We start from the raw sequence: 24,541 nt of genomic DNA, 5'->3' as shown, positions 1-24,541 counted from the left end.
GCCTGATGTCCGGTATGAACCCGGCATTCATCGCCGCGCAATCCCAGTAACGCCAAACACGCCGAAAACATAAAGGGTTTAGGACAGATGTGCGGATTAGCTGGCGAACTACGCTTTGACAATCAACCTGCGGATCTCGCCGCAGTAGAACGTATCACCCACCATCTCGCGGCTCGCGGCCCGGATGCGTGGGGGTTTCACAGCCAGGGGCCGGTTGCCCTCGGCCATCGCCGATTGAAAATCATGGACCTGTCGGACGGCTCGGCGCAGCCGATGATCGACAGCCATCTGGGCTTGTCCCTGGCCTTCAACGGCGCCATCTATAACTTCCCGGAACTGCGTGCCGAGCTCGAAAGCCTTGGCTACCAGTTCCATTCAGGCGGTGACACCGAAGTCCTGCTCAAGGGCTATCACGCCTGGGGCGCCGACATGCTGCCCAAGCTCAACGGCATGTTCGCGTTCGCCATTTGGGAGCGCGATAACAGAAGCCTGTTCATCGCCCGCGACCGTCTTGGTGTAAAGCCGCTGTACCTGTCGCGCACCGACAAGCGCCTGCGTTTTGCCTCTGCCCTGCCCGCTCTGCTGAAAGGCGGCGACATCAGCCCGATGCTCGACCCGGTCGCGCTCAATCACTACCTGAACTTCCATGCCGTGGTGCCTGCGCCGCGCACCCTGCTGGCAGGTGTTGAAAAACTGCCACCGGCCTCGTGGATGCGCGTGAGTGCCGAGGGCAAGGTTGAGCAGCAAGTCTGGTGGACGCTGCCCTATGGCCCGCGCGCCGACGAAGCGAATCTGACCCTCGAAGACTGGCGCGACCGTGTGCTCGACAGCACCCGCGAAGCCGTTGCCATCCGTCAACGCGCTGCGGTGGACGTTGGCGTGCTGCTGTCGGGCGGCGTCGACTCGAGCATGCTGGTGGGGCTGTTGCGTGAAGTGGGCGTGAAGGATCTGTCGACCTTCTCCATCGGCTTTCAGGACGCGGGCGGCGAACGCGGCGATGAATTCCAGTACTCGGATCTGATCGCCAAACACTACGGCACCAACCATCACCAGTTGCGCATCAAGGAAAGCGAGATCATCGAGCAACTGCCCGCCGCGTTCCGCGCGATGAGCGAGCCGATGGTCAGCCACGACTGCATCGCGTTTTATCTGCTGTCCCGCGAAGTCGCCAAGCATTGCAAAGTGGTTCAGAGCGGTCAGGGTGCAGACGAATTGTTCGCCGGCTACCACTGGTACCCGCAAGTGGACGGTGCCAGCGACCCATACGCTGCCTATCGTGATGCGTTCTTCGACCGTAGCTACGCTGAATACGCTGAGACCGTTGCGCCGAAGTGGCTGACCGCGAACGACGCCGCCGGTGACTTCGTGCGCGAGCACTTCGCGATGCCGGGCGCTGATGCGGCCGTGGACAAAGCCTTGCGACTGGACAGCACCGTCATGCTGGTGGACGACCCGGTCAAACGCGTCGACAACATGACCATGGCCTGGGGCCTGGAAGCACGCACGCCGTTTCTGGACTATCGACTGGTCGAGCTGTCGGCACGGGTGCCTGGCCGCTTCAAATTGCCGGACGGTGGCAAGCAGGTGCTAAAAGAAGCCGCGCGTCTGGTGATCCCTTCCGAAGTCATCGACCGCAAGAAAGGCTACTTCCCGGTGCCGGGCCTGAAGCATCTGGAAGGCAACACGCTGAACTGGGTTCGCGATCTGCTGCTCGATCCGAGCCAGGACCGTGGCCTGTTCAACCCGGTCATGCTCGACAAACTGCTGACCGATCCGCAGGGTCAATTGACGCCATTGCGCGGCTCCAAGCTGTGGCAGCTCGCAGCGCTGAACCTGTGGCTCAGCGAACAAGGACTCTGACCGATGAAAGCCAACGCTTCGATTCATAACCAGCGTTTGCTGCGCGGCCAGGCGCCGTCGTACGAGCGCTTGCAGGCTCGCCTTGCCGGAGACGGCGGCACGCCTGAGACAGAACCGCTGGCTCTGCATTGTGGCTGGGGACGGCTGCTGATCGGCCATACCTACCCTGACCCGGTGTCTCTCGCCCAGGATTTGATCAACGAAAAACAGGGCGAGCGCGACATCGCCTTGTATGTTGCCGCCCCGCAACAGGTGCTGGCGCAATCACCGCAACAGTTGTTCCTCGATCCGTCGGATACCTTGCGCCTGTGGTTCAGCGATTACCGCCCGGCCCAGCGCGTGTTCCGCGGTTTCAGGATTCGCCGGGCGCAAAGCGAGGGCGACTGGACGTCGATCAACAATCTGTACATTGCCCGTGGCATGTTGCCCATCGACCCCCATCTGCTGACCCCGCGTCATCAGGGTGGCCCGGTTTACTGGATCGCCGAAGACGAAACCACCAACGCCGTGATCGGCAGCGTGATGGGCCTGAACCACCAGAAGGCCTTCAACGATCCCGAAAACGGCAGCAGCCTGTGGTGCCTGGCGGTTGATCCGCAATGCACGCGGCCTGGCGTCGGCGAGGTGCTGGTGCGGCACCTGGTGGAACACTTCCAGAGCCGGGGTCTGGCGTATCTGGATCTGTCGGTGCTGCATGACAACGATCAAGCAAAAAGCCTGTACGCCAAGCTGGGTTTCCGCAACCTGCCGACCTTCGCCATCAAGCGTAAAAACGGCATTAACGAAAAGCTGTTTCTCGGCCCCGGCCCGCAGGCGGACTTCAATCCGTATGCCCGGATCATCGTCGAAGAAGCCCATCGTCGCGGCATCGAGGTGCAAGTAGATGACGCCGAAGCGGGACTCTTCACGCTGATCCATGGCAGTCGCCGCGTGCGTTGCCGTGAGTCGTTAAGCGACCTGACCACCGCCGTCAGCATGACGCTGTGCCAGGACAAGCGCATGACCCAGAAGGCGCTGAAAGCGGCAGATCTGGCAGTGCCGGTGCAGCAGTTGGCCGGCAACGGCGACGATAACCTGGCGTTTCTTGAAGAACATCAGCGCGTGGTGGTCAAGCCGGTCGATGGCGAGCAAGGTCAGGGCGTGGCCGTAGACCTGCGCACCATTGAAGACGTCCAGGCGGCGGTCGAACGTGCTCGCCAGTTCGACAGCCGCGTGCTGCTCGAGAGCTTCCACGAAGGCCTCGACCTGCGCATTGTCGTGATCGGTTTTGAAGTGGTGGCTGCCGCGATTCGGCGTCCGGCCGAGATCATCGGCGATGGCCGTCACACCGTGGCTCAGTTGATCGAGGCGCAGAGCCGCCGTCGGTCCGCAGCCACGGGTGGCGAGAGCAAGATCCCGGTGGACGATGAAACCCACCGCACCGTTGAGGACGCGGGTTTCAGTTTCGACAGCGTGTTACCGGCCGATCAGCGTCTGGCCGTGCGTCGGACTGCGAACCTGCACACCGGCGGCTGCCTGGAAGACGTCACCACGATTCTTCACCCGGTGCTGAAGGACGCCGCCGTGCGAGCCGCGCGCGCCCTCGACATCCCGGTGGTCGGTCTGGACCTGATGGTCCCCGCCGCTGATCAGCCGGAGTACGTGTTCATCGAAGCGAACGAGCGCTGCGGCCTGGCCAATCACGAGCCACAACCGACCGCCGAGCGTTTCGTCGACTTGTTGTTTCCCCACAGCCAGCCTGCCCATGGCTAAGGCGCAATCCCTGTAGCCGTGAGCTTGGCCGCGACCGGTCTGGCCGAACGATGCATTCGTTGCCACCGGATCGAACCCGCGAGCGAGCCCGTTAACAGTCCACTTTGCGTCACACATCGAGGTTCCTATGACGACTGCAAACATCCATGAACCGGATCTGAATTACCTGCAAAAAGTCCTGCTGGAGATGCTCGCGATCCCGAGCCCCACCGGTTTCACCGACACCATCGTGCGCTATGTCGCCGAGCGCCTGGAAGAACTGGGCATTCCATTCGAACTGACCCGGCGCGGCACCATCCGCGCTACCTTGAAAGGCAAACAGAACAGCCCCGACCGCGCCGTTTCCGCGCACCTGGACACCATCGGTGCCAGCGTTCGTGAAGTCAAAGACAACGGTCGACTGGGCCTTGCACCGGTCGGTTGCTGGTCCAGCCGCTTTGCCGAAGGCAGCCGCGTCAGCGTGTTCACCGACAATGGCGTGATTCGCGGCAGCGTGCTGCCGTTGATGGCGTCCGGGCACGCGTTCAATACGGCCGTCGACACCATGCCCATCAGTTGGGACCACGTCGAAGTGCGCCTGGACGCCTACAGCGCGACCCGCGCGGATTGTGAGTCGGTGGGCATCAACATCGGCGACTTCGTGGCGTTTGACCCGTTGCCCGAGTTCACCGACAGCGGGCACATCAGCGCTCGCCATCTGGACGACAAGGCCGGCGTCGCCGCCCTGCTCGCGGCGCTCAAAGCCATCGTCGACAGCGGCGTCGAACCCCTGATCGATTGCCACCCGCTGTTCACCATTACCGAAGAAACCGGCAGCGGCGCTGCGGGCAGCCTGCCGTGGGACGTCAGCGAGTTCGTCGGGATCGACATCGCCCCCGTTGCGCCCGGTCAGCACTCCAGCGAACACGCGGTCAGCGTGGCGATGCAGGATTCCGGCGGCCCGTACGACTATCACCTGTCGCGGCACTTGCTGCGTTTGGGCGAGCAAAACGATCTGTCCGTGCGCCGAGACCTGTTCCGCTATTACTACAGCGACGCGCATTCGGCGATCACGGCCGGGTACGACACCCGCACTGCCCTGCTGGCCTTCGGCTGCGACGCGACACACGGCTATGAACGCACGCACATCGACAGCCTGAGCACGCTAAGCCGTCTGCTTGCCGCCTACATCATGAGTCCGCCGGTGTTTGCCAGCGACGCACATCCGTCCAACGCGTCGCTGGAAAATTTCAGCCATCAGCTGGAGCACGATGCGCAGATGGAAAGCGACACACGGGTGCCGCCGGTGGATACGCTGGTGGGACAGCGGTAGCCTGCCCGCACGGGGCGCGATAGCATCGCCGCCCCGTGTACTTTTTGTGATTGCCGAGAAACCTATGCTGATCCCCTACGACCAACTCGAAGCCGACACCCTGACGCGCCTGATCGAGGACTTCGTGACCCGCGATGGCACTGACAACGGCGACGATACCCCCCTCGAAACCCGCGTGCTGCGGGTGCGCCATGCGCTGAGCAAAGGTCAGGCGGTGATTTTCTTCGACATGGACAGCCAGCAATGTCAGCTGATGCTCAAGCATGAAGTACCAAAGGAATATTTCGAGGAATAGGCCACCTTGCACCTGCCGCAGCACCGCGATAGCCACCGAATTGAGTTCATCTGCCCGGCGACCGGTTGGCCAGGTTCTGCAACCGTGACGCGATTCGTCGGATAACTTCTGCCCGATGAATCCTGATGCTGCGCGGCGCATTGATTCCCAGGCGAACCTGATTACCGCTGATGCCCAACACCTTCACGGTGATCTCATCGCCGATGTTGAAGGTCTCTCCGATTTCCCGCGTCAATACCAGCATACGTCCTACTCCTTGGCTGTAACCGAAGAAGCAGGTTGACCCTCAGACCCAGGCGCTTCAATGCGCAAGGGCAAAATCAGTAACGCCCTTCAATCCTTCAAGAACATGGCTGACAGACGCTTCCTACGCGCCAGGGCATCTCCGGCCTGCACATCAGAGAAAGGTCCGGCAGAGGTCAGTTCATTACTCTGACACGAAAGATCAAGCGCGAAAGATCAGGCGGCTGACCAGCGCGGGCCAAGCAGAATAATGGTCGCGCCGATCACGCACAGGCCGACGCCGATCCAGTCCGACGTCAAAGGACGAACACGTTCGATAACGCCTAGCCAGGCAATGGACGCAATGATGTAAATGCCGCCATAAGCCGCGTAGGCCCGCCCGGCATACGTGGCTTCTACCCGGGTCAGCAGGACGGCGAACAATGTCAGGCTGATCAGCGCCGGAATGACCCACAGCGCGCTCTTGCCTTGGCGCAGCCACATCCAGAAGGCATAACATCCGGCAATCTCGAACAGCGCGGCAAGGAAAAACCACAGGTAATTGAGCACGATGAGCCTCGTCCAGGTCAGCCGGAAAGTGCCGGCACCCTATCAGAAAAGCTCCTTCACAGAGATTTGATTCAGCTGCCGGGCTTCGCCTTGGCGCGCATTTTCTCCGCCATGGTGGCCATCTCGTCGTACAGCAGCTGAGGATTTTTCTGCTTGAGCTGCCAGGCCATTCGCCCTTGCTCATGGGGCAGGATCATGAACTCGCCGCTGGCAACCTGCTGGTAGATGTAATCGGCGATATCCGTCGCGCTGATGGGCGAGCTCTCCAGCAACTTGCCGACCTGGGCTTTCATCGCCGGCGTGGGGCCGCGAAAGGAATCCAGCAAGTTGGTCTGGAAGAACGACGGACACACCACATGCACGCCGATTTCCTGCTGGCGCAGCTCGATTAACAGACTCTCCGACAGCGCGACCACGCCCGCCTTGGCGACGTTGTAATTGCTCATCGCCGGGCCCTGCATCAAGGCAGCCATGGACGCGATGTTGATGATCTTGCCTTTGCTCTGTTCCAACAGCGGCAAAAACGCCTTGCAGCCCTTGACGACCCCCATCAGGTTGATTGCGATCTGCCAGTCCCAATCCTCCAGGGACAATTCGCCGAAGAACCCACCTGAAGCGACCCCGGCGTTGTTGACGATCACATCGATGCCGCCGAATTTCTGCTCGCAGGCTTGGGCAAATGCGGTGAGCTGGCTGTAGTCCCGAACGTCACAGCGCTGTACGAAACCGTCCCCACCCGCTTCGCGCACCAAGCGCAGGGTTTCCTGAAGGCCGCTGTCACTGACATCCGACAGCGCCAGCTGCCACCCTTCGCGCGCCCAACGCAGCGCGATCTCGCGTCCCAGCCCGGACCCTGCGCCGGTGATCATGATGCGATTGTGCATAGCAGACGCCTTGTCGGTTATGAAGAAGTAGCCAGAGTGTAAACAGGAGGATTGTCCGACAAACCCTTCATCAGGGCGCTGAATATGAGAGGCAAACCGATGCTTTGAATGGATCACCACTCTTTTGGATGTATTTAGGCAGCTAATTGGTTAAGCGGCAGAGCGTTATATCGAACTGGGTGACCCGTTAGTTACGGCTTGGTTCCACACTAAGCGGCGTTAGTTTTTGCGCATTTTTGATCAGAATTTTAAGCAATCACGTTTTTTCGCTAAACGCGCAAGGCTATGGTTTCTTTGTTTTTTTTGGGGATGTTAATTTTTATTTCTGCCGCTCAGAACCTTTTGATTAGTCCGGCAGTCGGATCCATCAAGCAGCACAATGATTAGCCGTAGTGGCAACCTCTTGAACTGCATAGCCATCTTCCAAGAACACTAGAAGGAACTCGTCATGGGCATCGGCACAATTCTGATCATCATCCTTATCCTGCTGTTGGTTGGCGGACTTCCGGTTTTCCCGCACTCCCGAAGCTGGGGCTACGGTCCGTCGGGCATCATCGGTACGATTCTGGTGATCCTGCTGATATTGGTGTTGCTGGGAAGGATTTAACTGCCAGGCTGGCATTAAAAAAGAACCGCGCTCAGGCGCGGTTTTTTTTGTGTTTTTTTTGGAGCGGATCTGCCTGCGGGCAGATTGTTTCGCCTTCGGCGACTTACTTTTGAAAAGCACCAAAAGTAAGCAAAAGTGCCTGCTCTCGGCTTGGCCCGACTTCGTCGGGTTCCTTCACCGGTCTCGCTCCGTGGGCACGCGACCTGCGTTCAGCCTGCACCCATGTCGCGACTGGCGGTGTTTGAGCGTTCTGTGCAGGAAGATCAAAAGCAGATCAAAAGCTTCCCGGCTGAAGCCGGTCCCAGAGGGTGTACGGTGTGCTTTTTTAGTGGGACCGGCTTTAGCCGGGAAGAGGCTGGTTTGAACGTTATGAATTCAGAAACTTACGCTCACCCGTTAGCTGCTACCACTGGATTTTTAGGGGTGTAAGGAGAGTGAGGGTTTACAGCAATCGAACAGGACGTTCTGGGGAAGCTAGGGCGTTACGCCCTAGCAGATAGCAGGCATTACTTTTTCTTTTTTGCAGGCTTGTCGGCTTTTTCTGCCTTGTCTGATTTCTTGGCCTTTTCTGGCTTGCTATCAGCTTTCTTTGCCGCTTTCTTTGGCTCAGCTGCTTTCTTTGGTTCAGCCGCTTTCTTGGCGTCTTTCTTGGTGTCTTTCTTTTCAGAAGACTTCGAAAGAGTCGAGGCCGCCGCTGATTTCTTTTCCGGTGAGGACTTTTTGTCCTTCAAATCCTTGCTGGCTTTCGAAGCTTCACCTTTGGTTTTCTTGTCGTCTTTAGCCACGTTAACCACCTCTCGAAGAGTGCCGGTATTAGCACAAGGCCTGTGGGAATCTCCACACGCTGATCATTAGGCGAATCGGCGTAAAAGCGGTTCAATCTTTTTTAAGCACTGAACGCAAAAATGACATCTGCGTCAGATTCATCCGGGCATGAAATGCCGTTTCGCCAGCAAGCCAGCTCCTGCCGGAAAACCGCAGACGATAAAACCCACACTGAAATACCCAGCGCCTGGACTGGCCCCTTCCCGGCTAAAGCCGGTCCCACTAAAAAGCACACCGCGTACACCCTCTGGCACCAGCGGCGCACCCTGTAGACCGGCTTCAGCCGGAAGCCTCTGCCTCTGCCTCTGCCGTTGCCGTTGCCGTTGCCGTTGCCGTTGCTTTTGATCTTCATACACAAAAAGCCCAGTCACCGCCAAACGCGACTTGGGTGCAGGCTGAACGCAGGTCTCGCGCAGTGGGCCGAGCCGCATGGATGCGGCGAGAGCGCCGTCAGGACATGGATGTCCGTTCGGCGCGGGCCCACGGAGCGGGACCGGAGTGAAGGAACCCGACGAAGTCGGGCCCAACCGAGAGCAGGCACTTTTGGTTACTTTTAGTGCTTTTTAAAAGTAACTCGCCGAAGGCGAAACAGTCGAGCCGTTAGGCCGACGCTCTTGATCTGAAACGCCTTTAAAACAAAAACGCCCCGATGATCGGGGCGTTTTCACAACAGCACTACCTCAGATCAATGCGACACCGCACCACTGGCCCCCAGGCCCGTCTGCGAACGCACAAACTGCGGGAAGAACAACGCACGCTCACCTTCCGCCGCCTTCGACTTATCCGTGATCGAGAAAAACCAGATCCCGACAAACGCAATCGCAATCGAAAACAACGCAGGATACTCGTACGGGAAAATCGCCTTCTCGTGATGCAGAATCTGCACCCAAATGGTCGGCCCGAGCACCATCAACACCACCGCACTGATCAGGCCCATCCAGCCGCCAATCATCGCGCCACGAGTGGTCAGGTTCTTCCAGTACATCGAAAGCAACAAGACCGGGAAGTTACAGCTCGCCGCAATCGAGAACGCCAGGCCCACCATGAACGCGATGTTCTGACTTTCGAACGCAATACCCAACAGGATCGCCACGACCGCCAGCGCAACCGTGGTGTACTTCGACACACGGATCTCGTCTTTCTCGTTGGCCTTGCCCGCCTTTATCACACTGGCATACAAGTCGTGGGACACCGCCGAAGCACCGGCCAGGGTCAGACCCGCCACCACAGCAAGGATGGTCGCGAACGCCACCGCCGAGATAAAGCCCAGGAACAGACTGCCACCGACCGCATCGGCCAAGTGAACCGCTGCCATGTTGTTGCCGCCGAGCAGCGCGCCCGCCGCGTCCTTGAACGTCGGATTGGTGCTGACCAGCAGGATCGCGCCAAAACCGATGATGAAGGTCAGGATGTAGAAGTAGCCGATGAAACCGGTCGCGTAGAGCACCGACTTACGGGCTTCCTTCGCATCACTCACGGTGAAGAAGCGCATGAGAATGTGTGGCAGGCCCGCGGTGCCGAACATCAGCGCCAAACCCAGCGAGAACGCCGAGATCGGATCTTTCACCAGACCGCCCGGGCTCATGATCGCTTCACCTTTCGGGTGAACCTTCACCGCTTCCGAGAACAGCACGTTGAAGTCGAAGTTGACGTGCTTCATCACCATCAACGCCATGAACGACGCACCGGAGAGCAGCATCACCGCCTTGATGATCTGTACCCACGTGGTCGCCAGCATGCCGCCGAACAGCACATAAAGGCACATCAGGATACCGACGAGCACCACCGCCACCGCATAGTCCAGACCGAACAGCAGCTGGATCAGCTTGCCGGCGCCAACCATCTGAGCGATCAAGTAGAACGCCACGACCACCAGCGAACCGCAGGCGGACAAGGTGCGGATTTCCTTCTGCTTGAGGCGATAGGACGCCACGTCAGCGAAGGTGTACTTGCCCAGGTTGCGCAGGCGTTCGGCGATCAGGAACAGGATGATCGGCCAGCCGACAAGGAAGCCGATGGAGTAGATCAGACCGTCGTAGCCGGAGGTGTACACCAGCGCGGAAATCCCCAGAAAGGACGCCGCCGACATGTAGTCACCGGCGATGGCCAGGCCGTTCTGGAACCCGGTGATCTTGCCGCCTGCCGAGTAATAGTCTGACGCTGTCTTGTTCTTTTTCGACGCCCAATACGTGATGTAGAGAGTGAAACCAACGAAGACCACAAACATGATGATCGCCGACACGTTCAACGGTTGCTTCTGCACCGCACCAGTCAGCGCTTCGGCTGCCCATAGTGTTGGTGCGAAAGCAGCAAGGCCGAAGGCCGCAAGCAGGCGCCGGATCATTGCTGTGCCTCCTTCAGGATCGCGTTGTTCAGGTCATCGAATTCACCGTTTGCGCGGCGAACGTAGATGGCGGTCAGAACAAACGCGGACACAATCAGCCCGACGCCGATCGGCATACCCCATGTAATGGTTGATGTGGCGCTGATTTTGGCGCCGAGAATCTGAGGCCCATACGCAATCAAAAGGATGAATGCGGCATAGAGCCCAAGCATGATTGCCGAGAGAATCCAGGCGAATCGTTCCCTTTTCGAGACCAGCTCCTTGAAACGCGGGCTGTTCTGAATCGAGAGGTAAATGCTGTCGTTCATTGTTTTTGTCCTCGCAGCACAGATGGATGTCACGGTTTGCACTTTAGTCCGCTCTGCGTTGCACTCCAGACGACCTTAGTATTAGAACGACATTAGTTGATGTTCGAAGGATTGCCTCTTTTACGCGCCGTTGATTGCACAGTGGGGTGAAGGCAATAAAAAACCGCCTGGCGATGGCTCGCCAGGCGGTTCGGTAAGACGTTAAATCTTTGTGACCGATTACTTACCGGTCCACTCCTTGACGCGATCCGGGTGCTTGGCAACCCAGTCCTTGGCCGCCGCTTCAGGCTTGGCGCCGTCCTGGATGGCAAGCATGACTTCGCCGATTTCATCCTTGCCGGACCACTGGAATTTCTTCAGGAATTCCGCAACGTCCGGGGCCTTCTTCGCCAGGTCCAGGCTGCCGATGTTGTCGACGGTTTCAGCAGCACCGTAAACGCCCTTCGGGTCTTCGAGGAACTTCAGCTTCCACTTCGCGAACATCCAGTGCGGCACCCAGCCGGTGACGGCGATGGATTCTTTCTTGTTCTCGGCGCGGGTCAGCTCGGCGATCATGCCGGCGCCGGAACTGGCCTGTAGCTTGTAACCGTCCAGGCCATAATCCTTGATCGCCTGATCGGTCTTGATCATCACGCCTGAGCCGGCGTCGATGCCAACGATTTTCTTCTTGAAAGAGTCGTCGGTCTTGAGGTCCGCCACCGAGTTGGCTTTCACGTACTCAGGCACGATCAGGCCGATTTTTGCGTCCTTGAAGTTGGGGCCGTAGTCGGTGACCTTGTCCTTGTTCTTGGTCCAGTACTCGCCGTGGGTCACGGGCAGCCAGGCAGACAGGATCATGTCCAGTTTGCCGGTCGCGACGCCCTGCCACATGATCCCGGCCGCCACGGCCTGCAGTTTCACCGGGTAACCCAGTTTTTGCTTGATCACCTCGGCGGCGACGTTGGTGGTGGCAACACTGTCGGACCAGCCATCGACGTAACCGATGCTCAGCTCGGGTTTGGCGTCGGCGTGGGCCAGCGTGGAACTGATGGCCAGTGCCAGCGCGGCACCGACACCCAGGATTTTTCGCATCGTCATTTTCACTTCCCCGGTAGTCCAGAACCCGACAGCGGTCGGGCGTCGTTAACGTTCTTATAACGTCGCTCTCGCGCCCTGGTTCGGGGCGAGCACGCGTTTCACGCTTTCACCACGTGCCTGCGCAGACGCAATCGCTGCGTGGACGATTGATCATCAACCCCCATACACCTTGTGCCTTTCCTCCCAGCGACACCCAGCCACCCGGTAAACGACATCACCGGGCCATCAACGACAGACAGGTCGTAAAGAGCCTGGCGACTCGTCCGGAAATTGCATGATTTGCAAAAGCGCTGAGAGGATGGGTTGTGTAGGAGCGTGGCTTGTCCCGCGATCTGGCGCGCAGCGGCAGCAATGCAATGAATGCGGTGTGTCAGCGAGAATGGCGTGGCGAGGTTTAACGACTGCTCCGCAGCCGATCGCGGGACGAGCCACGCTCCTACAGATGTAACCGCATCATCTTGCTAATATGCCGCCCTTCGCCCCACATCGGCCCCATCATGTCCGCACCGTCCCGCTCGCCTGTCGTCCTTTACCTGTTCTCCTGTGTGATTGCCCTGCTTGGCCTGTGCGGCTACTGGTACTGGCTGGGCAAGCCGGTGATTCTGCCGGACGCCGCCACGCCGACCCACAAACTGCAATGCGCGTCCTACACGCCGTTCGATAAGGACCAATCGCCTTTCGATCAGCCGTTCACCCTGCGCCCCGCACGGATGGACGCTGATCTGGCGTTGCTGGCGACGCGCTTCAACTGCATCCGCACCTACTCGATGACCGGCATGGAGGCGCTTCCCGACATCGCTCGCAAGTACGGTCTCAAGCTGATGCTCGGCGCCTGGGTCAATGGCAATCCGGTGGACACGGCCAAGGAAATCAAGGCGCTGGTGACGGCCGCGAATACCCACCCGGATGTGGTGACGGCGGTGATCGTCGGTAACGAAAGCCTGTTGCGCAAGGAAGTCACCGGCGCTCAATTGGCCAAACTGATTGCTCAGGTGAAAGCGCAGGTCAAGCAGCCGGTTACCTACGCGGACGTCTGGGAATACTGGCTGCAATACCCGGAAGTCGCCCCTGCCGTGGATTTTCTGACGATCCACCTGCTGCCGTACTGGGAAGACGACCCCACCGGCATCGACGAAGCCTTGGCCCACGTCGCGCAGATCCGCGAAACGTTCGGCAAAAAGTTCGCGCCCAAGGACATTCTCATCGGCGAGACTGGCTGGCCCAGCGAAGGCCGCCAGCGTGAAACGGCGCTGCCCAGCCGGGTCAACGAGGCCAAATTCATTCGCAGTTTCGTCGCCATGGCCGAGCAGCACGGCTGGCACTACAACCTGATCGAGGCCTTCGACCAGCCGTGGAAGCGCCAGTCCGAAGGCGCAGTGGGCGGTTACTGGGGGCTGTTCGATGCCGATCGCCAGGACAAAGGCGTGCTGGCCGGGCCGGTGTCGAACCTGCCGTTGTGGCCATTCTGGCTGGCGGTGAGTGGCGCAATCGCCCTGCTGGCGCTGGCGTGGGCGGGTCGTGTCAATCGCCCACGCAACGCGCTGATGCTGCCATTGCTGGCGGCGTTCGCGGGTTGCTGCATCGGTACCTGGGGTGAACTGGCCCGGGTGACCAGCCGCTTTGCCGGCGAATACGTGTGGGCAGTGGCACTGGTGGCGCTGAATCTGCTGGTACTCGCCCACGCAGCGCTGGCGTTGTCGGCGCGTTCAGGCTGGCGCGAACGCGTGTTCGCCTGGCTGGACGCCCGGGCCGGATGGTGGTTGTACGCCAGCGGGTTCGCGGCGGCAGTGATGATGCTGGCGATGGTGTTTGATCCGCGCTACCGCAGCTTCGCAACAGCGACCCTGTGGCTGCCGGCATTGGTCTTTCTGGTCCGCCCGGTGGCAGCACCGCGCCGTGAGATCGGCCTGTTGATGTTCATCGTCGGCGCCGGCATCGTGCCGCAGCTGTTTCGCGAAGGACTGAGCAATCCCCAGGCGTGGGCGTGGGCGGCGGTGAGTCTGCTGATGGCGCTGGCACTGTGGCGCAGCGTGCGCATCGGCGCTCCGGTCAAGGCGCCGAAGAGCGCCGCCAACGCTGTGTAACCGTGTGTGCGGCGGGACGGATACATTGTGTTACCGCCGAGGGACTAAAAAGCGCCAAGGCGGGTAACACGGAAACAAAATTCCGTTACACATCCGGGGTGCCGAATAATCGGATTTCACAATCCCTTGATTTAAAAGGGATTTCAAAAGTTGGCACGCACCCTGCTATATCTCCTGCATAACAAGAACAAAATGTGAAAAACCAATAAAAATAAGATGAATCGGCTCTGACATAACAAGAACAACGGCACAGAGACGCAGCCAACAGATTTTTTTGGAGTAGAAACGCTTTACCGAGGCCCCGGCCTCGCAGCCCGACCGAGAATAATAAAACTACCCTCAGGTAGCGGCCAGAACGGGTTGGATCACCTCTCGCAGAAGAGGAATCAAAGCAGGTCAGCGCTCAAAAAAATACGTTTGCTCTTGTATCCCGTATGGGGATCACCGAAGACGCTGTAGAGGGACCGGTTGCCAATAACAACAACAGACCGCCCTACAACAATAAGAAAGAGCACGTGCAACGATTTAAAGGGGAGCCTCGCTCCCCTTTATGCTGTCTGGCATTCGGCTTTTGAGGCCAGGCCCGTTGTGAGGTCAGGCCCGCTGACTACGCACCAGCCGCAACCCGGCAATCACCACCGCGAACACCGCCAGACTGGCGGTATACAGCACCAGCGCAAGTATCCCCAGCAGCAAGCCAACGACCGCGAGCGCCCGGCCGACCTGACGTGGCACACAGAACGCGACCAGCGACGCGATCAGCGCGCCCCATCCGAACACACCGAAGTGGATCAACAGGCCCAGGTTCGAGCGCAGCTGGCACTGCCATTTAGACGCCTCGTCAGCGCAGGTTCCTACCCATTGCACGTCTTCCATCAGGCCGTAACGCAGTCCGTAACTGACGGCCAGCCACAGCACCAGCATAAAAAAAAGCATCACCAACGGCAGACGACGGGACACGACACACTCCAGAAAATAACCAACGGCGCGCAGCATAGCCGCAGCCAGCCGGGCAAAACCATACGGGCAATAAAAAGCACGAGCAGACAGGGCAGAAGTGCCATAACCTGTATCGTCGCAGAGGGTCATGCAAGAGTCACTTGCCGTCACGGCACTTTGGCATTACACCCGTGTCATAGCCTGCGTATTTCAACAGCACATCATTCCCAAGGGATTCAGTCATGCTTCGTTTTCTGCGCCTCGCCGCCTTATCAGGCGGCCTGTTTTTGAGTGCGTCCGTGATGGCGGTCGATATCGATCCGTCCAGCTATGGCTTCCCCCTGACCAATCCGTTCGAAGCGACCATCGCCACGACCCCAGCGGATTTGCGTGCCAAGGTGCCTGAAGACGCCGACATCGATCAGGACGATTACAGCCTCACCATGCGCCCGGAGCGTGAGTTCACACTGCCGGACAACTTCTGGGCCGTGAAGAAACTGCGTTATCGCCTCGCCAAACAAGACCACCCTGCGCCGCTGATCTTCCTGATCGCCGGCACCGGCGCGCCTTATAACAGCACCCTGAACGAATACCTGAAGAAGCTTTACTACGGCGCGGGTTACAACGTCGTACAGCTCTCGTCGCCCACAAGCTACGACTTCATGAGCGCCGCCTCGCGTTTCGCCACCCCTGGCGTCACCAAGGAAGACGCCGAAGACTTGTACCGCGTCATGCAGGCCGTTCGCGCCCAGCAGTCAAAACTGCAGGTCACCGAGTATTACCTCACCGGTTACAGCCTCGGCGCACTGGATGCAGCGTTCGTCAGCAAACTTGACGAAACCCGCCGCAGCTTCAACTTCAAGAAAGTGCTGCTGATCAACCCGCCGGTGAACCTGTACACGTCGATCACCAACCTCGACAAAATGGTTCAGACCGACGTTAAAGGCATCACCAACAGCACCACCTTCTATGAACTGGTGCTGCAGAAGCTGACCCGCTACTTCCGCGAAAAAGGCTACATCGATCTGAACGATGCCCTGCTGTATGACTTCCAGCAGTCCAAGCAGCACCTGTCCAACGAACAGATGGCGATGCTGATTGGTACCTCGTTCCGCTTCTCCGCCGCCGACATCGCATTTACATCTGACCTGATCAACCGCCGCGGCCTGATTACTCCGCCAAAGACACCGATCAGCGAAGGCACCAGCCTGACGCCGTTCCTCAAGCGCGCGCTGCAATGCGATTTCGACTGCTACGTGACCGAGCAGGTCATCCCGATGTGGCGTGCCCGCACCGACGGTGGCAGCCTGCTGCAACTGATTGATCAGGTCAGCCTGTACGCGCTGAAGGATTACCTGGCGAGCAGCAAGAAGATCGCGGTGATGCACAACGCCGACGACGTGATCCTCGGCCCGGGCGACCTCGGCTTCCTGCGCAAGACTTTTGGCGATCGCCTGACCGTTTACCCTTACGGCGGTCACTGCGGCAACATGAACTATCGCGTCAACAGCGACGCCATGCTGGAGTTTTTCCGTGGCTAAACGTCTATTGCTTATCGCCGCCCTCCTCTGCGCTGGCGCCGTCCACGCGGCCGACGCGCCGATCGTTTCCCAGGCAGCCCCGGTCAAGCGGATCGATAACCCGGATGGGTTCACCGAGCCTTTGAAGTCCCTGAAATTCAACCCGGGTCTCGACGCTCAGGAGTTCGAGCGCTCGTCGCTCAACGCGCTGAATGTCTATGATCCGCTGGAGTCCTGGAACCGTCGGGTCTACCACTTCAACTATCGCTTCGATGAGTGGGTGTTCCTGCCGGTGGTCAACGGCTACAAATACGTGACACCGAGCTTCGTGCGTACCGGCGTCAGCAACTTTTTCAGCAACCTTGGCGATGTGCCGAACCTGCTGAACAGTCTGCTGCAGTTCAAGGGCAAGCGTTCGATGGAAACCACCGGCCGCCTGATCGTCAACACCACCCTGGGCATTGCCGGGCTGTGGGACCCGGCGACCATGATGGGCCTGAAGAAACAGAGCGAAGACTTCGGTCAGACCCTGGGTTTCTACGGCGTACCGGCAGGCCCGTACCTGGTGTTGCCGATCCTCGGCCCGTCTAACCTGCGTGACACTGGCGGACTGGTCTTCGACTTCACGGCTGAATCGCAGATCAACTTCCTCAACGTCGCCCAGGTCAGCGAAGACCATCCTGAGCTGTACCTGCTGCGCGCCATCGACCGTCGCTACACCACCAGCTTCCGCTATGGTCAGATGGACTCGCCGTTCGAGTACGAGAAAGTGCGTTACGTGTACACCGAAGCCCGCAAGCTGCAGGTTTCCGAGTAACGTGACCTGAACGCTGCCGGCACTGCTGGCAGCAAAACCTGTAGGACTGGCTTCAGCCGGGAAGAGGCCCGTCGGCACGCCATCAAATTCGTGGTGTTAATGCCGGCATCTTCCCGGCTAAAGCCAGTCCTACAAGTGCGCGGTCCGGCCGGTGGCGATATGTCGGATCTTCGGGCCTCTTCGCGAGCAAGGTGGAGCGCCTCCCCGGTCACTCCTACATGGACAGCGTTTGCCGCGCGACCCCTCTCCTTTCGATGGTGGGGGGTCTCCTGGAGTCTTGGGAATAAAGCCCGCAACCCATCGCCAAAACCGATCATTCCCCCGCAAAAACGTCACCCATCCATCGCCTCAACAGGCCTACCATAGGCGCCATTCCCCCTCTGCCGGAGTGAGCCCCATGACTCAATTTCGTAAAGTGCTGTCGATCCAGGCCGGCCAACCGACGTCCGACGGTGCTGGCGTCAAGCTGACCCGTGTGTTCGGCGGGCCAGGCATTGAATCCTTCGACCCCTTCCTGATGCTCGACGAATTCGGCTCCGAAAACCCCGACGAGTACATCGCCGGCTTTCCGCCACACCCCCATCGCGGGTTCGAGACCGTCACCTACATGCTAGAAGGCCGCATGCGCCACGAAGACCACATGGGCAACGTCGGCCTGCTGCAAAGCGGCGGCGTGCAATGGATGACCGCTGCGCGCGGGGTCATTCACAGCGAGATGCCCGAGCAGGAAGAAGGCGCCATGCGCGGCTTCCAGCTGTGGCTCAACCTGCCGGCCAAATCGAAGATGGGCGATGCCGGTTACGACGACATTCAGCCCGAGCGCATTCCGCGCATCACCACCCATAAGGGCGTCGACGTGGTGGTGATCGCAGGTCAGTTCGACGACGGCCAGACGTCCCAGGCAGGCGCCGTGCAGCGTCCGGACACCGAGCCGCAGTATTTCGACTTTCACATGCCCGCCGGCGCCGACGTCACCCCGCGCGTCGCCGAGGGCCATCGCGTGCTGCTGTACGTGTATGAAGGTGAAGTCGAGATCGCAGGACAGCCACAGAAACTCGGTACGAGCCGTCTCGCGCGGTTGTCGGAAAGTGGTGAGATCCAGCTGAGCAGCCAAACGGGCGCCCGCGTGCTGCTGATCGCTGGCAAGCCGCTGGGCGAACCGATCGTGCAATACGGCCCGTTCGTGATGAACAGCCGTGAAGAAATCGAACAGGCCCTGCGGGATTTTCGGGATGACAAACTGACCGCGTGAACGCCTCTTACAGTGTAGGAGCGCGCTTACCCGCGAACGCGATCTGCCTGCAATAGATATGGTGAATGACACACCGCCATCGCGGGCAAGCGCGCTCCTACAATGAGCTGCGGCCGCATTGAATCACTCGGGGCAGAGATTCACTCCAGCCGCAAGAACCGCTTCAACTCGTCCTTCTGGGCCATCGCGTCGCGGCGGCCCAGCTCAATGAGCTCGCTGCAATAACCCGACTCGAACAGCAGATAGCTCAGCACCCCGGCGCCGCTGGTCTTGGTTGCACCCGGGCCGCGCAGAAACGTGCGCAGCGCCGGGGGCAGTTCGCGGCGATGGCGGGCGGCGATTTCGTCGATGGGCTGGCTGGGGGAAATCACCAGCACTTCAACCGGCGCCAGGGACTGAATGGGCGTCGACTCGGACGCCAGAGGCGAGGGAACACTCGGTGACGGCAACATACGGCTGACCAGATTCAGCCGCTCCAGCAACTCAATGTCACTCTCAAGGCTGTCAATGAACGTGCTGTTGAGCATGTGCCCGCCGATCTGCGCAAGGCTCGGCTGCGTGCCACGGACCGCGCGCTGTACAGCGGGATTCGCGCCGGGGCCACGGGGGTTGCCGCTGACGCCCACCACCAGTACGCGGTTAGCGCCCAAGTGCAACGCCGGACTGATCGGCGCCGACTGCCGCACCGCGCCGTCGCCAAAATATTCCTGCCCCAGCTTCACCGGCGCGAACAGCAAGGGAATCGCCGAACTGGCCAGCAGATGGTCGATGGTCAAACGTGTCGGCAGGCCGATCCGGCGATGCCGCAGCCAGGATTCGATGGTGCCCCTGCCCTGATAAAACGTGACAGCCTGCCCCGATTCATAACCAAAGGCAGTGATCGCCACGGCGCGCAGATGCTTTGCTTCAATGGCTTCCTGGATGCCGTCGAGGTTGAGCCGCGCAGTCAGCAGATCCTTGAGCGGCGAGCTGTTGAGCAGCGCCACCGGCACCTGTTGCCGACCGATGCCCAACAGGCTGCGACCGAAGAACCGTGCGGCCTGCCGTACGACGCCGGGCCAGTCACTGCGCAGCACTTGATGGCTGCGAAAGCCCTGCCAGAAGTCAGTGAGTTCGTGGATCGCGGTACGAAACTGCGCGGCGCCGCTGGCCAGCTTCACCGCGTTGATCGCCCCGGCGGAGGTGCCGACGATGACCGGAAAAGGGTTTTTGGCGCCGACGGGCAGCAGGTCGGCGATGCCGGCGAGCACGCCCACCTGATACGCCGCGCGGGCGCCGCCGCCGGACAGAATCAGCCCGGTGATGGGCTCGATGCCGGGAGACATCGCTGAGGCATCGTGCACCGTTTGTTGTTCTGTGGCGCTTGTCGTCATTGGCTCTCAGCTCTTGGTTTCAGCCACGCTTCTTGTACAACTTCGGCTCACCCGGCGGCCGACTCTTGAAGCGACGGTGCGCCCACAGGTACTGCTCGGGGCATGCGGTGACGGCGCGCTCAACCCATTGGTTGATGCGAATGCAGTCCGCCTCGTCGCTCTCCCCCGGAAAATCGCTCAGCGGCGGATGGATCACCAGCTTGTAGCCACTGCCATCAGCCAGACGCTCCTGAGTAAACGGCACGACCAGCGCGTGGCCGAGTTTGGCGAACTTGCTGGTGGCCGGCACGGTGGCCGCCTGAATACCGAACAGCGGCACGAAGATGCTCTGCTTGGCGCCGTAGTCCTGATCAGGCGCATACCAGATCGCCCGGCCCTTGCGCAGCTGCTTGATCATGCCGCGCACGTCTTCGCGCTCAACGGCAATGGAATCCATGTTGTGCCGCTCGCGGCCACGCCGCTGCACGTAGTCGAACAGCGCGTTCTTGTGCTCGCGGTACATGCCATCGATGGTGTGCTGCTGACCCAGCAGGGCCGCGCCGATTTCAAGCGTCGTGAAGTGCAGCGCCATGAGGATCACGCCATGGCCGTCCAGCTGTGCCTGTTTTAAATGATGAAGGCCTTCGATGTGCGCCAGGCGCGCGAGACGGGGCTTGCTCCACCACCAGCTCATCGCCATTTCAAAAAAGGCGATGCCGGTGGAGGCGAAGTTTTCCTTGAGCAGGCGTTTGCGCTCGGCTCGGGAATACTGGGGGAAACACAGTTCGAGGTTACGGGCAGCAATGATCCGCCGATCGGTCGCCTGGTAATACATGACCCAACCCAGCGCACGGCCGATCACCAGCAACACGCGAAACGGCAACTGCACGATCAGCCAGAGCACGCCCAGCCCCAGCCACAGCAGCCAGAAGCGGGGATGAAGAAAGTGAGCTCGAAAACGCGGGCGATCCATTAAAGCTTCCGTCAGGACAAAGGCGGGCATTCTACATCGGTTCGCGCGGATCGTGCCCCCGTCGGTTGCGCCTCCCTTGCGGCTGGCGGGCGTTATCGTTATAAGTCTCGGCACTTTTAGCGACAAGCCGCTGTATGCCGACATGAGCCAAATCGAATTGCAAGACAAGGATCCCGTGTTTCAGCTGAAGGGCAGCATGCTGGCCATCACTGTGCTGGAACTGGCCCGCAACAACCTCGAAGCGCTGGATCGTCAACTGGCGGCCAAAGTCGCCCAGGCGCCTAACTTCTTCAGCAATACACCGCTGGTGCTGGCCCTCGACAAACTGCCGCCGGATGAAGGCGCGATCGATCTGCCGGCAATGATGCGCATTTGCCGCCAGCACGGGCTGCGCACCCTGGCCATTCGTGCCAACCGAATTGAAGACATCGCCGCCGCCATTTCCATCGATCTGCCAGTGCTGCCGCCTTCAGGCGCGCGCGAACGCCCCCTCGATCCGACGGAAGGCGAAGTCAAAAAGAAGCCGGAAATCATTGAAAAGCCGCCCGAGCCGCTGATCAAACCGACCAAGATCATCACGGCGCCTGTGCGCGGTGGTCAGCAGATCTACGCCCAGGGCTCTGATCTGGTGGTGATTTCCTCGGTCAGTCCCGGCGCCGAACTGCTCGCCGACGGCAACATTCACGTGTACGGCCCGATGCGCGGCCGCGCGCTGGCGGGGATCAAGGGCGATACCAAGGCACGGATTTTCTGCCAGCAAATGGTCGCCGAACTGATCTCCATCGCCGGCCAGTACAAGGTGTCCGAAGACCTGCGCCGGGATCCCCTCTGGGGCGCTGGTGTGCAGATCAGTCTGTCCGGGGACGTGTTGAACATCACCCGTCTTTAACGGATACTGCGCCATTTTTAAGCCACTCTGATTCGTCGCGAAAACGACGCGAAGGCACCGGGACGTTCGGGATATTTTTTTGTTCTCCCGAACAGGAATTCCTTCACGGGTTCCGATCACCGCCCTCGCCCGCTTTAGTTGCGCCGTCACGAGGGGCTCTTCAGGGACTCAACGTCCTTTTCCTCTAGGGGTGATACACCTTGGCCAAGATTCTCGTGGTTACATCCGGCAAGGGTGGTGTGGGCAAGACCACCACCAGCGCCGCCATCGGTACCGGTCTCGCACTGCGCGGCCACAAAACGGTCATCGTCGACTTCGACGTCGGCCTGCGTAACCTTGACCTGATCATGGGTTGCGAGCGTCGCGTCGTTTATGACTTCGTCAACGTAGTGAACGGCGAAGCCAACCTGCAGCAAGCGCTGATCAAGGACAAGAAGATCGAAGGTCTTTACGTCCTCGCGGCCAGCCAGACCCGTGACAAAGACGCGCTGACCAAGGAAGGCGTTGAGAAAGTCCTGATGGAACTCAAGGAAACCTTCGAGTACGTCGTCTGCGACTCCCCGGCCGGTATCGAAACGGGCGCTCACCTGGCGATGTATTTCGCCGACGAAGCCATCGTCGTGACCAACCCGGAAGTGTCCTCGGTACGTGACTCGGACCGCATGCTGGGCCTGCTGGCCAGCAAGTCCCGCCGCGCCGAGCGTGGTGAAGATCCGATCAAGGAGCACTTGCTCCTGACCCGTTACAATCCTGAGCGCGTGAGCAAGGGCGAGATGCTGGGCGTTGAAGACGTCAAGGAAATCCTCGCCGTGACCCTGCTGGGCGTGATTCCGGAATCCCAGGCCGTACTCAAGGCGTCCAACCAGGGCGTTCCGGTCATCCTCGATGACCAGAGCGATGCCGGCCAGGCGTACAGCGATGCCGTTGACCGTCTGTTGGGCAAGGACCGTGAGCACCGCTTCCTGGACGTACAGAAAAAAGGATTTTTCGAACGCCTGTTCGGGGGTAACTGATGAGCATTTTTGACTTCTTTCGTGCCAACAAAAAGCCCAGCACCGCGTCGGTAGCGAAAGAGCGTCTACAGATCATCGTGGCGCATGAACGCGGCCAACGCAGCACCCCGGATTACCTGCCCGCCTTGCAGAAGGAGTTGGTCGAGGTGATCCGCAAGTACGTCAATATCGGTAACGATGACGTGCATGTCGCCCTTGAAAACGACGGCAGCTGCTCGATTCTGGAACTGAATATCACCCTGCCTGATCGTTGATCGAGAAGGCAGTCGCCACGGCGGCCCGGTTGCCTGACTCCCTTTGCGGAATCAGGCAACCGCGCCGCCGTTGGCGTTCCTGAAGACCTGTTTTTTGCGCCACGATGGCTGTCTTGATCGTGCTGCGCCTGTTTGAGTGATGAGGCGTTCAATGCCGCTGTCCAACGTTCATATCCTCCATCAGGACGACGCTGTCCTGGTGGTGAACAAACCCACCCTGCTGCTCTCAGTCCCTGGTCGCGCTGACGATAACAAGGACTGTCTGATTACCCGCTTGCAGGAAAACGGCTACCCCGAAGCGCGCATCGTCCATCGGCTGGACTGGGAGACGTCGGGGATCATTTTGCTGGCCCGTGACGCGGACACCCACCGTGAGTTGTCCCGGCAGTTTCATGACCGCGAGACGGAGAAGGCCTATAAGGCGCTGGCGTGGGGCCAGCCAGACCTGGACAGCGGCAGTATCGATTTGCCGTTGCGCTACGATCCGCCGACCAAGCCGCGTCACGTGGTGGATCATGAGTTCGGCAAGCATGCGTTGACGTTCTGGAAGGTGCTGGAGCGGTATGACACCCATTGTCGGGTTGAGCTGACGCCGATCACAGGGCGGTCGCATCAGTTGCGGGTGCATATGTTGTCGATTGGGCATCCGTTGCTGGGCGACGGTTTGTATGCGCACCCGGAAGCGCTGGCAGCGTACCCGCGGTTGTGTCTGCACGCGAGCATGTTGGCGTTTACCCATCCTGGGACAGGTGAGCGGTTGCGGTTCAAGTGTCCGGCGCCGTTTTGATTTTGTTAGTCAGAACAGGGTGAAGATCAAGAACATCTGCCTAACGGCAGATCATTTCGCCTTCGGCGACTTACTTTTGAAAAGCACCAAAAGTAAGCAAAAGTGCCTGCTCCTGGTTGGGCCCGACTTCGTCGGGTTCCCTCACTCCGACGATGCTCCGTGGGCCCGCGCCGAACGGACATCCATGTCCTGACGGCGCTCTCGCCGCATCCATGCGGCTCGACCCACTCCACATCGTCTGCGTTCGGCCTGCACCAAAGTCGCGTTTTGCGGTGTCTGGACTTTTTGCGTATGAAGATCAAAAGCACAGCAACAGCAACAGCATTCGCGAGCAAGCTCGCTCCCACAGGGAGGGAGTCAGGCTGCAGAACTGCCAGCGCCCAGACTGGCCCCTTCCCGGCTGAAGCCGGTCCCACTAAAAAGCACACTGCGTCCCCCGCGTAGGACCGGCTTCAGCCGGGAAGCTTTTGATCTTGATCTCCGTACACAAAAAGCCCAGTCACCGCCAATCGCGACTTGGGTGCAGGCTGAACGCAGGTCTCGCGCAGTGGGCCGAGCCGCATGGATGCGGCGAGAGCGCCGTCAGGACATGGATGTCCGTTCGG

General features: G+C 59.8%; 23 protein-coding genes. 13 read left to right on the top strand and 10 right to left on the bottom strand.

The window, feature by feature from the left end:
- The first annotated feature begins 87 nt into the window (after nt 1-87).
- The 4 genes from BMY98_RS14260 (at nt 88) to BMY98_RS14245 (ending at nt 5,219) form a co-directional block, all read left to right on the top strand.
- Complete coding sequence (locus tag BMY98_RS14260; RefSeq protein WP_074890255.1) at nt 88-1,860, top strand: N-acetylglutaminylglutamine amidotransferase; 1,773 nt, start codon at nt 88-90, stop codon at nt 1,858-1,860.
- A 3-nt stretch (nt 1,861-1,863) separates the two neighbouring features.
- The gene (gene ngg, locus BMY98_RS14255) at nt 1,864-3,612 is read left to right on the top strand and encodes an N-acetylglutaminylglutamine synthetase (protein ID WP_074890253.1); all 1,749 of its coding nucleotides are present in this window, start codon (nt 1,864-1,866) and stop codon (nt 3,610-3,612) included.
- Between the two features lie 127 nt (nt 3,613-3,739).
- Nucleotides 3,740-4,924 (top strand): osmoprotectant NAGGN system M42 family peptidase, encoded by a 1,185-nt coding sequence (locus tag BMY98_RS14250; RefSeq protein ID WP_074890250.1) that lies wholly within the window; start codon nt 3,740-3,742, stop codon nt 4,922-4,924.
- A gap of 64 nt (nt 4,925-4,988) precedes the next feature.
- Nucleotides 4,989-5,219 (top strand): YheU family protein, encoded by a 231-nt coding sequence (locus BMY98_RS14245; protein ID WP_065986890.1) that lies wholly within the window; start codon nt 4,989-4,991, stop codon nt 5,217-5,219.
- Between the two features lie 46 nt (nt 5,220-5,265).
- On the opposite strand, the gene csrA is transcribed toward BMY98_RS14245, so the two are convergent.
- From csrA to BMY98_RS14230, 3 genes are all read right to left on the bottom strand, one after another.
- Nucleotides 5,266-5,463 carry a carbon storage regulator CsrA gene (gene csrA, locus BMY98_RS14240; RefSeq protein WP_074890247.1) on the bottom strand — a complete coding sequence of 66 codons (198 nt, stop codon included), beginning with the start codon at nt 5,461-5,463 and terminating at the stop codon, nt 5,266-5,268.
- Nucleotides 5,464-5,678: 215 nt separating this feature from the next.
- Nucleotides 5,679-6,011, bottom strand: coding sequence for a YnfA family protein (locus BMY98_RS14235; protein ID WP_074890245.1), 333 nt, complete (start codon nt 6,009-6,011; stop codon nt 5,679-5,681).
- A 71-nt stretch (nt 6,012-6,082) separates the two neighbouring features.
- Entirely contained in the window at nt 6,083-6,895 is an 813-nt protein-coding gene (locus tag BMY98_RS14230; protein ID WP_074890242.1) for an SDR family oxidoreductase, read from the bottom strand.
- Nucleotides 6,896-7,343: 448 nt separating this feature from the next.
- Here BMY98_RS14230 and BMY98_RS14225 point away from each other — a divergent pair, with 448 nt between their 5' ends.
- Nucleotides 7,344-7,502, top strand: a complete 159-nt coding sequence (locus BMY98_RS14225) for a DUF3309 family protein (protein ID WP_020290439.1) — start codon at nt 7,344-7,346, stop codon at nt 7,500-7,502.
- A gap of 506 nt (nt 7,503-8,008) precedes the next feature.
- On the opposite strand, the gene BMY98_RS14220 is transcribed toward BMY98_RS14225, so the two are convergent.
- From BMY98_RS14220 to BMY98_RS14205, 4 genes are all read right to left on the bottom strand, one after another.
- Nucleotides 8,009-8,296: a hypothetical protein gene (locus BMY98_RS14220; protein WP_074890239.1), complete on the bottom strand. Its 288-nt coding sequence runs from the start codon at nt 8,294-8,296 to the stop codon at nt 8,009-8,011.
- 716 nt (nt 8,297-9,012) lie between these two features.
- Nucleotides 9,013-10,671: a cation acetate symporter gene (locus BMY98_RS14215; protein ID WP_074890236.1), complete on the bottom strand. Its 1,659-nt coding sequence runs from the start codon at nt 10,669-10,671 to the stop codon at nt 9,013-9,015.
- Nucleotides 10,668-10,979, bottom strand: coding sequence for a DUF485 domain-containing protein (locus BMY98_RS14210; RefSeq protein ID WP_074890233.1), 312 nt, complete (start codon nt 10,977-10,979; stop codon nt 10,668-10,670). Before BMY98_RS14210 ends, BMY98_RS14215 begins: the two co-directional genes overlap by 4 nt.
- Nucleotides 10,980-11,198: 219 nt before the next feature.
- Nucleotides 11,199-12,056, bottom strand: a complete 858-nt coding sequence (locus BMY98_RS14205) for a glycine betaine ABC transporter substrate-binding protein (RefSeq protein WP_074890231.1) — start codon at nt 12,054-12,056, stop codon at nt 11,199-11,201.
- A gap of 497 nt (nt 12,057-12,553) precedes the next feature.
- Here BMY98_RS14205 and BMY98_RS14200 point away from each other — a divergent pair, with 497 nt between their 5' ends.
- Nucleotides 12,554-14,140, top strand: coding sequence for a glycoside hydrolase family 17 protein (locus tag BMY98_RS14200; RefSeq protein WP_074890228.1), 1,587 nt, complete (start codon nt 12,554-12,556; stop codon nt 14,138-14,140).
- A 594-nt stretch (nt 14,141-14,734) separates the two neighbouring features.
- On the opposite strand, the gene BMY98_RS14195 is transcribed toward BMY98_RS14200, so the two are convergent.
- On the bottom strand, nt 14,735-15,100 hold the full coding sequence (locus BMY98_RS14195) for a hypothetical protein (RefSeq protein ID WP_074890389.1): 366 nt from the start codon (nt 15,098-15,100) through the stop codon (nt 14,735-14,737).
- Nucleotides 15,101-15,321: 221 nt separating this feature from the next.
- Here BMY98_RS14195 and BMY98_RS14190 point away from each other — a divergent pair, with 221 nt between their 5' ends.
- The 3 genes from BMY98_RS14190 to BMY98_RS14180 all read left to right on the top strand — a co-directional run bounded on the left by BMY98_RS14190 (nt 15,322) and on the right by BMY98_RS14180 (nt 18,668).
- Nucleotides 15,322-16,620: a serine/threonine protein kinase gene (locus BMY98_RS14190; protein ID WP_074890225.1), complete on the top strand. Its 1,299-nt coding sequence runs from the start codon at nt 15,322-15,324 to the stop codon at nt 16,618-16,620.
- A complete protein-coding gene (locus BMY98_RS14185; RefSeq protein WP_074890223.1) occupies nt 16,613-17,416 on the top strand; it encodes an MlaA family lipoprotein in 804 nt (267 codons plus the stop codon). Before BMY98_RS14190 ends, BMY98_RS14185 begins: the two co-directional genes overlap by 8 nt.
- 397 nt (nt 17,417-17,813) lie before the next feature.
- The gene (locus BMY98_RS14180; protein ID WP_074890220.1) at nt 17,814-18,668 is read left to right on the top strand and encodes a pirin family protein; all 855 of its coding nucleotides are present in this window, start codon (nt 17,814-17,816) and stop codon (nt 18,666-18,668) included.
- A 140-nt stretch (nt 18,669-18,808) separates the two neighbouring features.
- Here BMY98_RS14180 and BMY98_RS14175 read toward each other — a convergent pair whose 3' ends face one another.
- Both BMY98_RS14175 and BMY98_RS14170 read right to left on the bottom strand, forming a co-directional pair.
- Complete coding sequence (locus BMY98_RS14175; RefSeq protein ID WP_074890388.1) at nt 18,809-19,993, bottom strand: patatin-like phospholipase family protein; 1,185 nt, start codon at nt 19,991-19,993, stop codon at nt 18,809-18,811.
- A gap of 67 nt (nt 19,994-20,060) precedes the next feature.
- The gene (locus tag BMY98_RS14170) at nt 20,061-20,993 is read right to left on the bottom strand and encodes a lipid A biosynthesis lauroyl acyltransferase (protein ID WP_074890217.1); all 933 of its coding nucleotides are present in this window, start codon (nt 20,991-20,993) and stop codon (nt 20,061-20,063) included.
- 142 nt (nt 20,994-21,135) lie between these two features.
- Here BMY98_RS14170 and minC point away from each other — a divergent pair, with 142 nt between their 5' ends.
- The 4 genes from minC (at nt 21,136) to BMY98_RS14150 (ending at nt 23,936) form a co-directional block, all read left to right on the top strand.
- Nucleotides 21,136-21,882 (top strand): septum site-determining protein MinC, encoded by a 747-nt coding sequence (gene minC, locus BMY98_RS14165; RefSeq protein ID WP_074890214.1) that lies wholly within the window; start codon nt 21,136-21,138, stop codon nt 21,880-21,882.
- Nucleotides 21,883-22,082: 200 nt separating this feature from the next.
- Nucleotides 22,083-22,895, top strand: a complete 813-nt coding sequence (gene minD / locus BMY98_RS14160) for a septum site-determining protein MinD (protein WP_037013830.1) — start codon at nt 22,083-22,085, stop codon at nt 22,893-22,895.
- A complete protein-coding gene (minE, locus tag BMY98_RS14155) occupies nt 22,895-23,149 on the top strand; it encodes a cell division topological specificity factor MinE (protein WP_037013831.1) in 255 nt (84 codons plus the stop codon). The genes minD and minE overlap by 1 nt, the downstream gene beginning before the upstream one ends.
- Before the next feature lie 151 nt (nt 23,150-23,300).
- A complete protein-coding gene (locus BMY98_RS14150; RefSeq protein ID WP_074890211.1) occupies nt 23,301-23,936 on the top strand; it encodes an RluA family pseudouridine synthase in 636 nt (211 codons plus the stop codon).
- Nucleotides 23,937-24,541 lie beyond the last annotated feature (605 nt).

Source organism: Pseudomonas graminis, assembly GCF_900111735.1.
Taxonomy (GTDB): domain Bacteria; phylum Pseudomonadota; class Gammaproteobacteria; order Pseudomonadales; family Pseudomonadaceae; genus Aquipseudomonas; species Aquipseudomonas graminis.
This window is presented reverse-complemented; position numbering and strand designations above follow the sequence as displayed.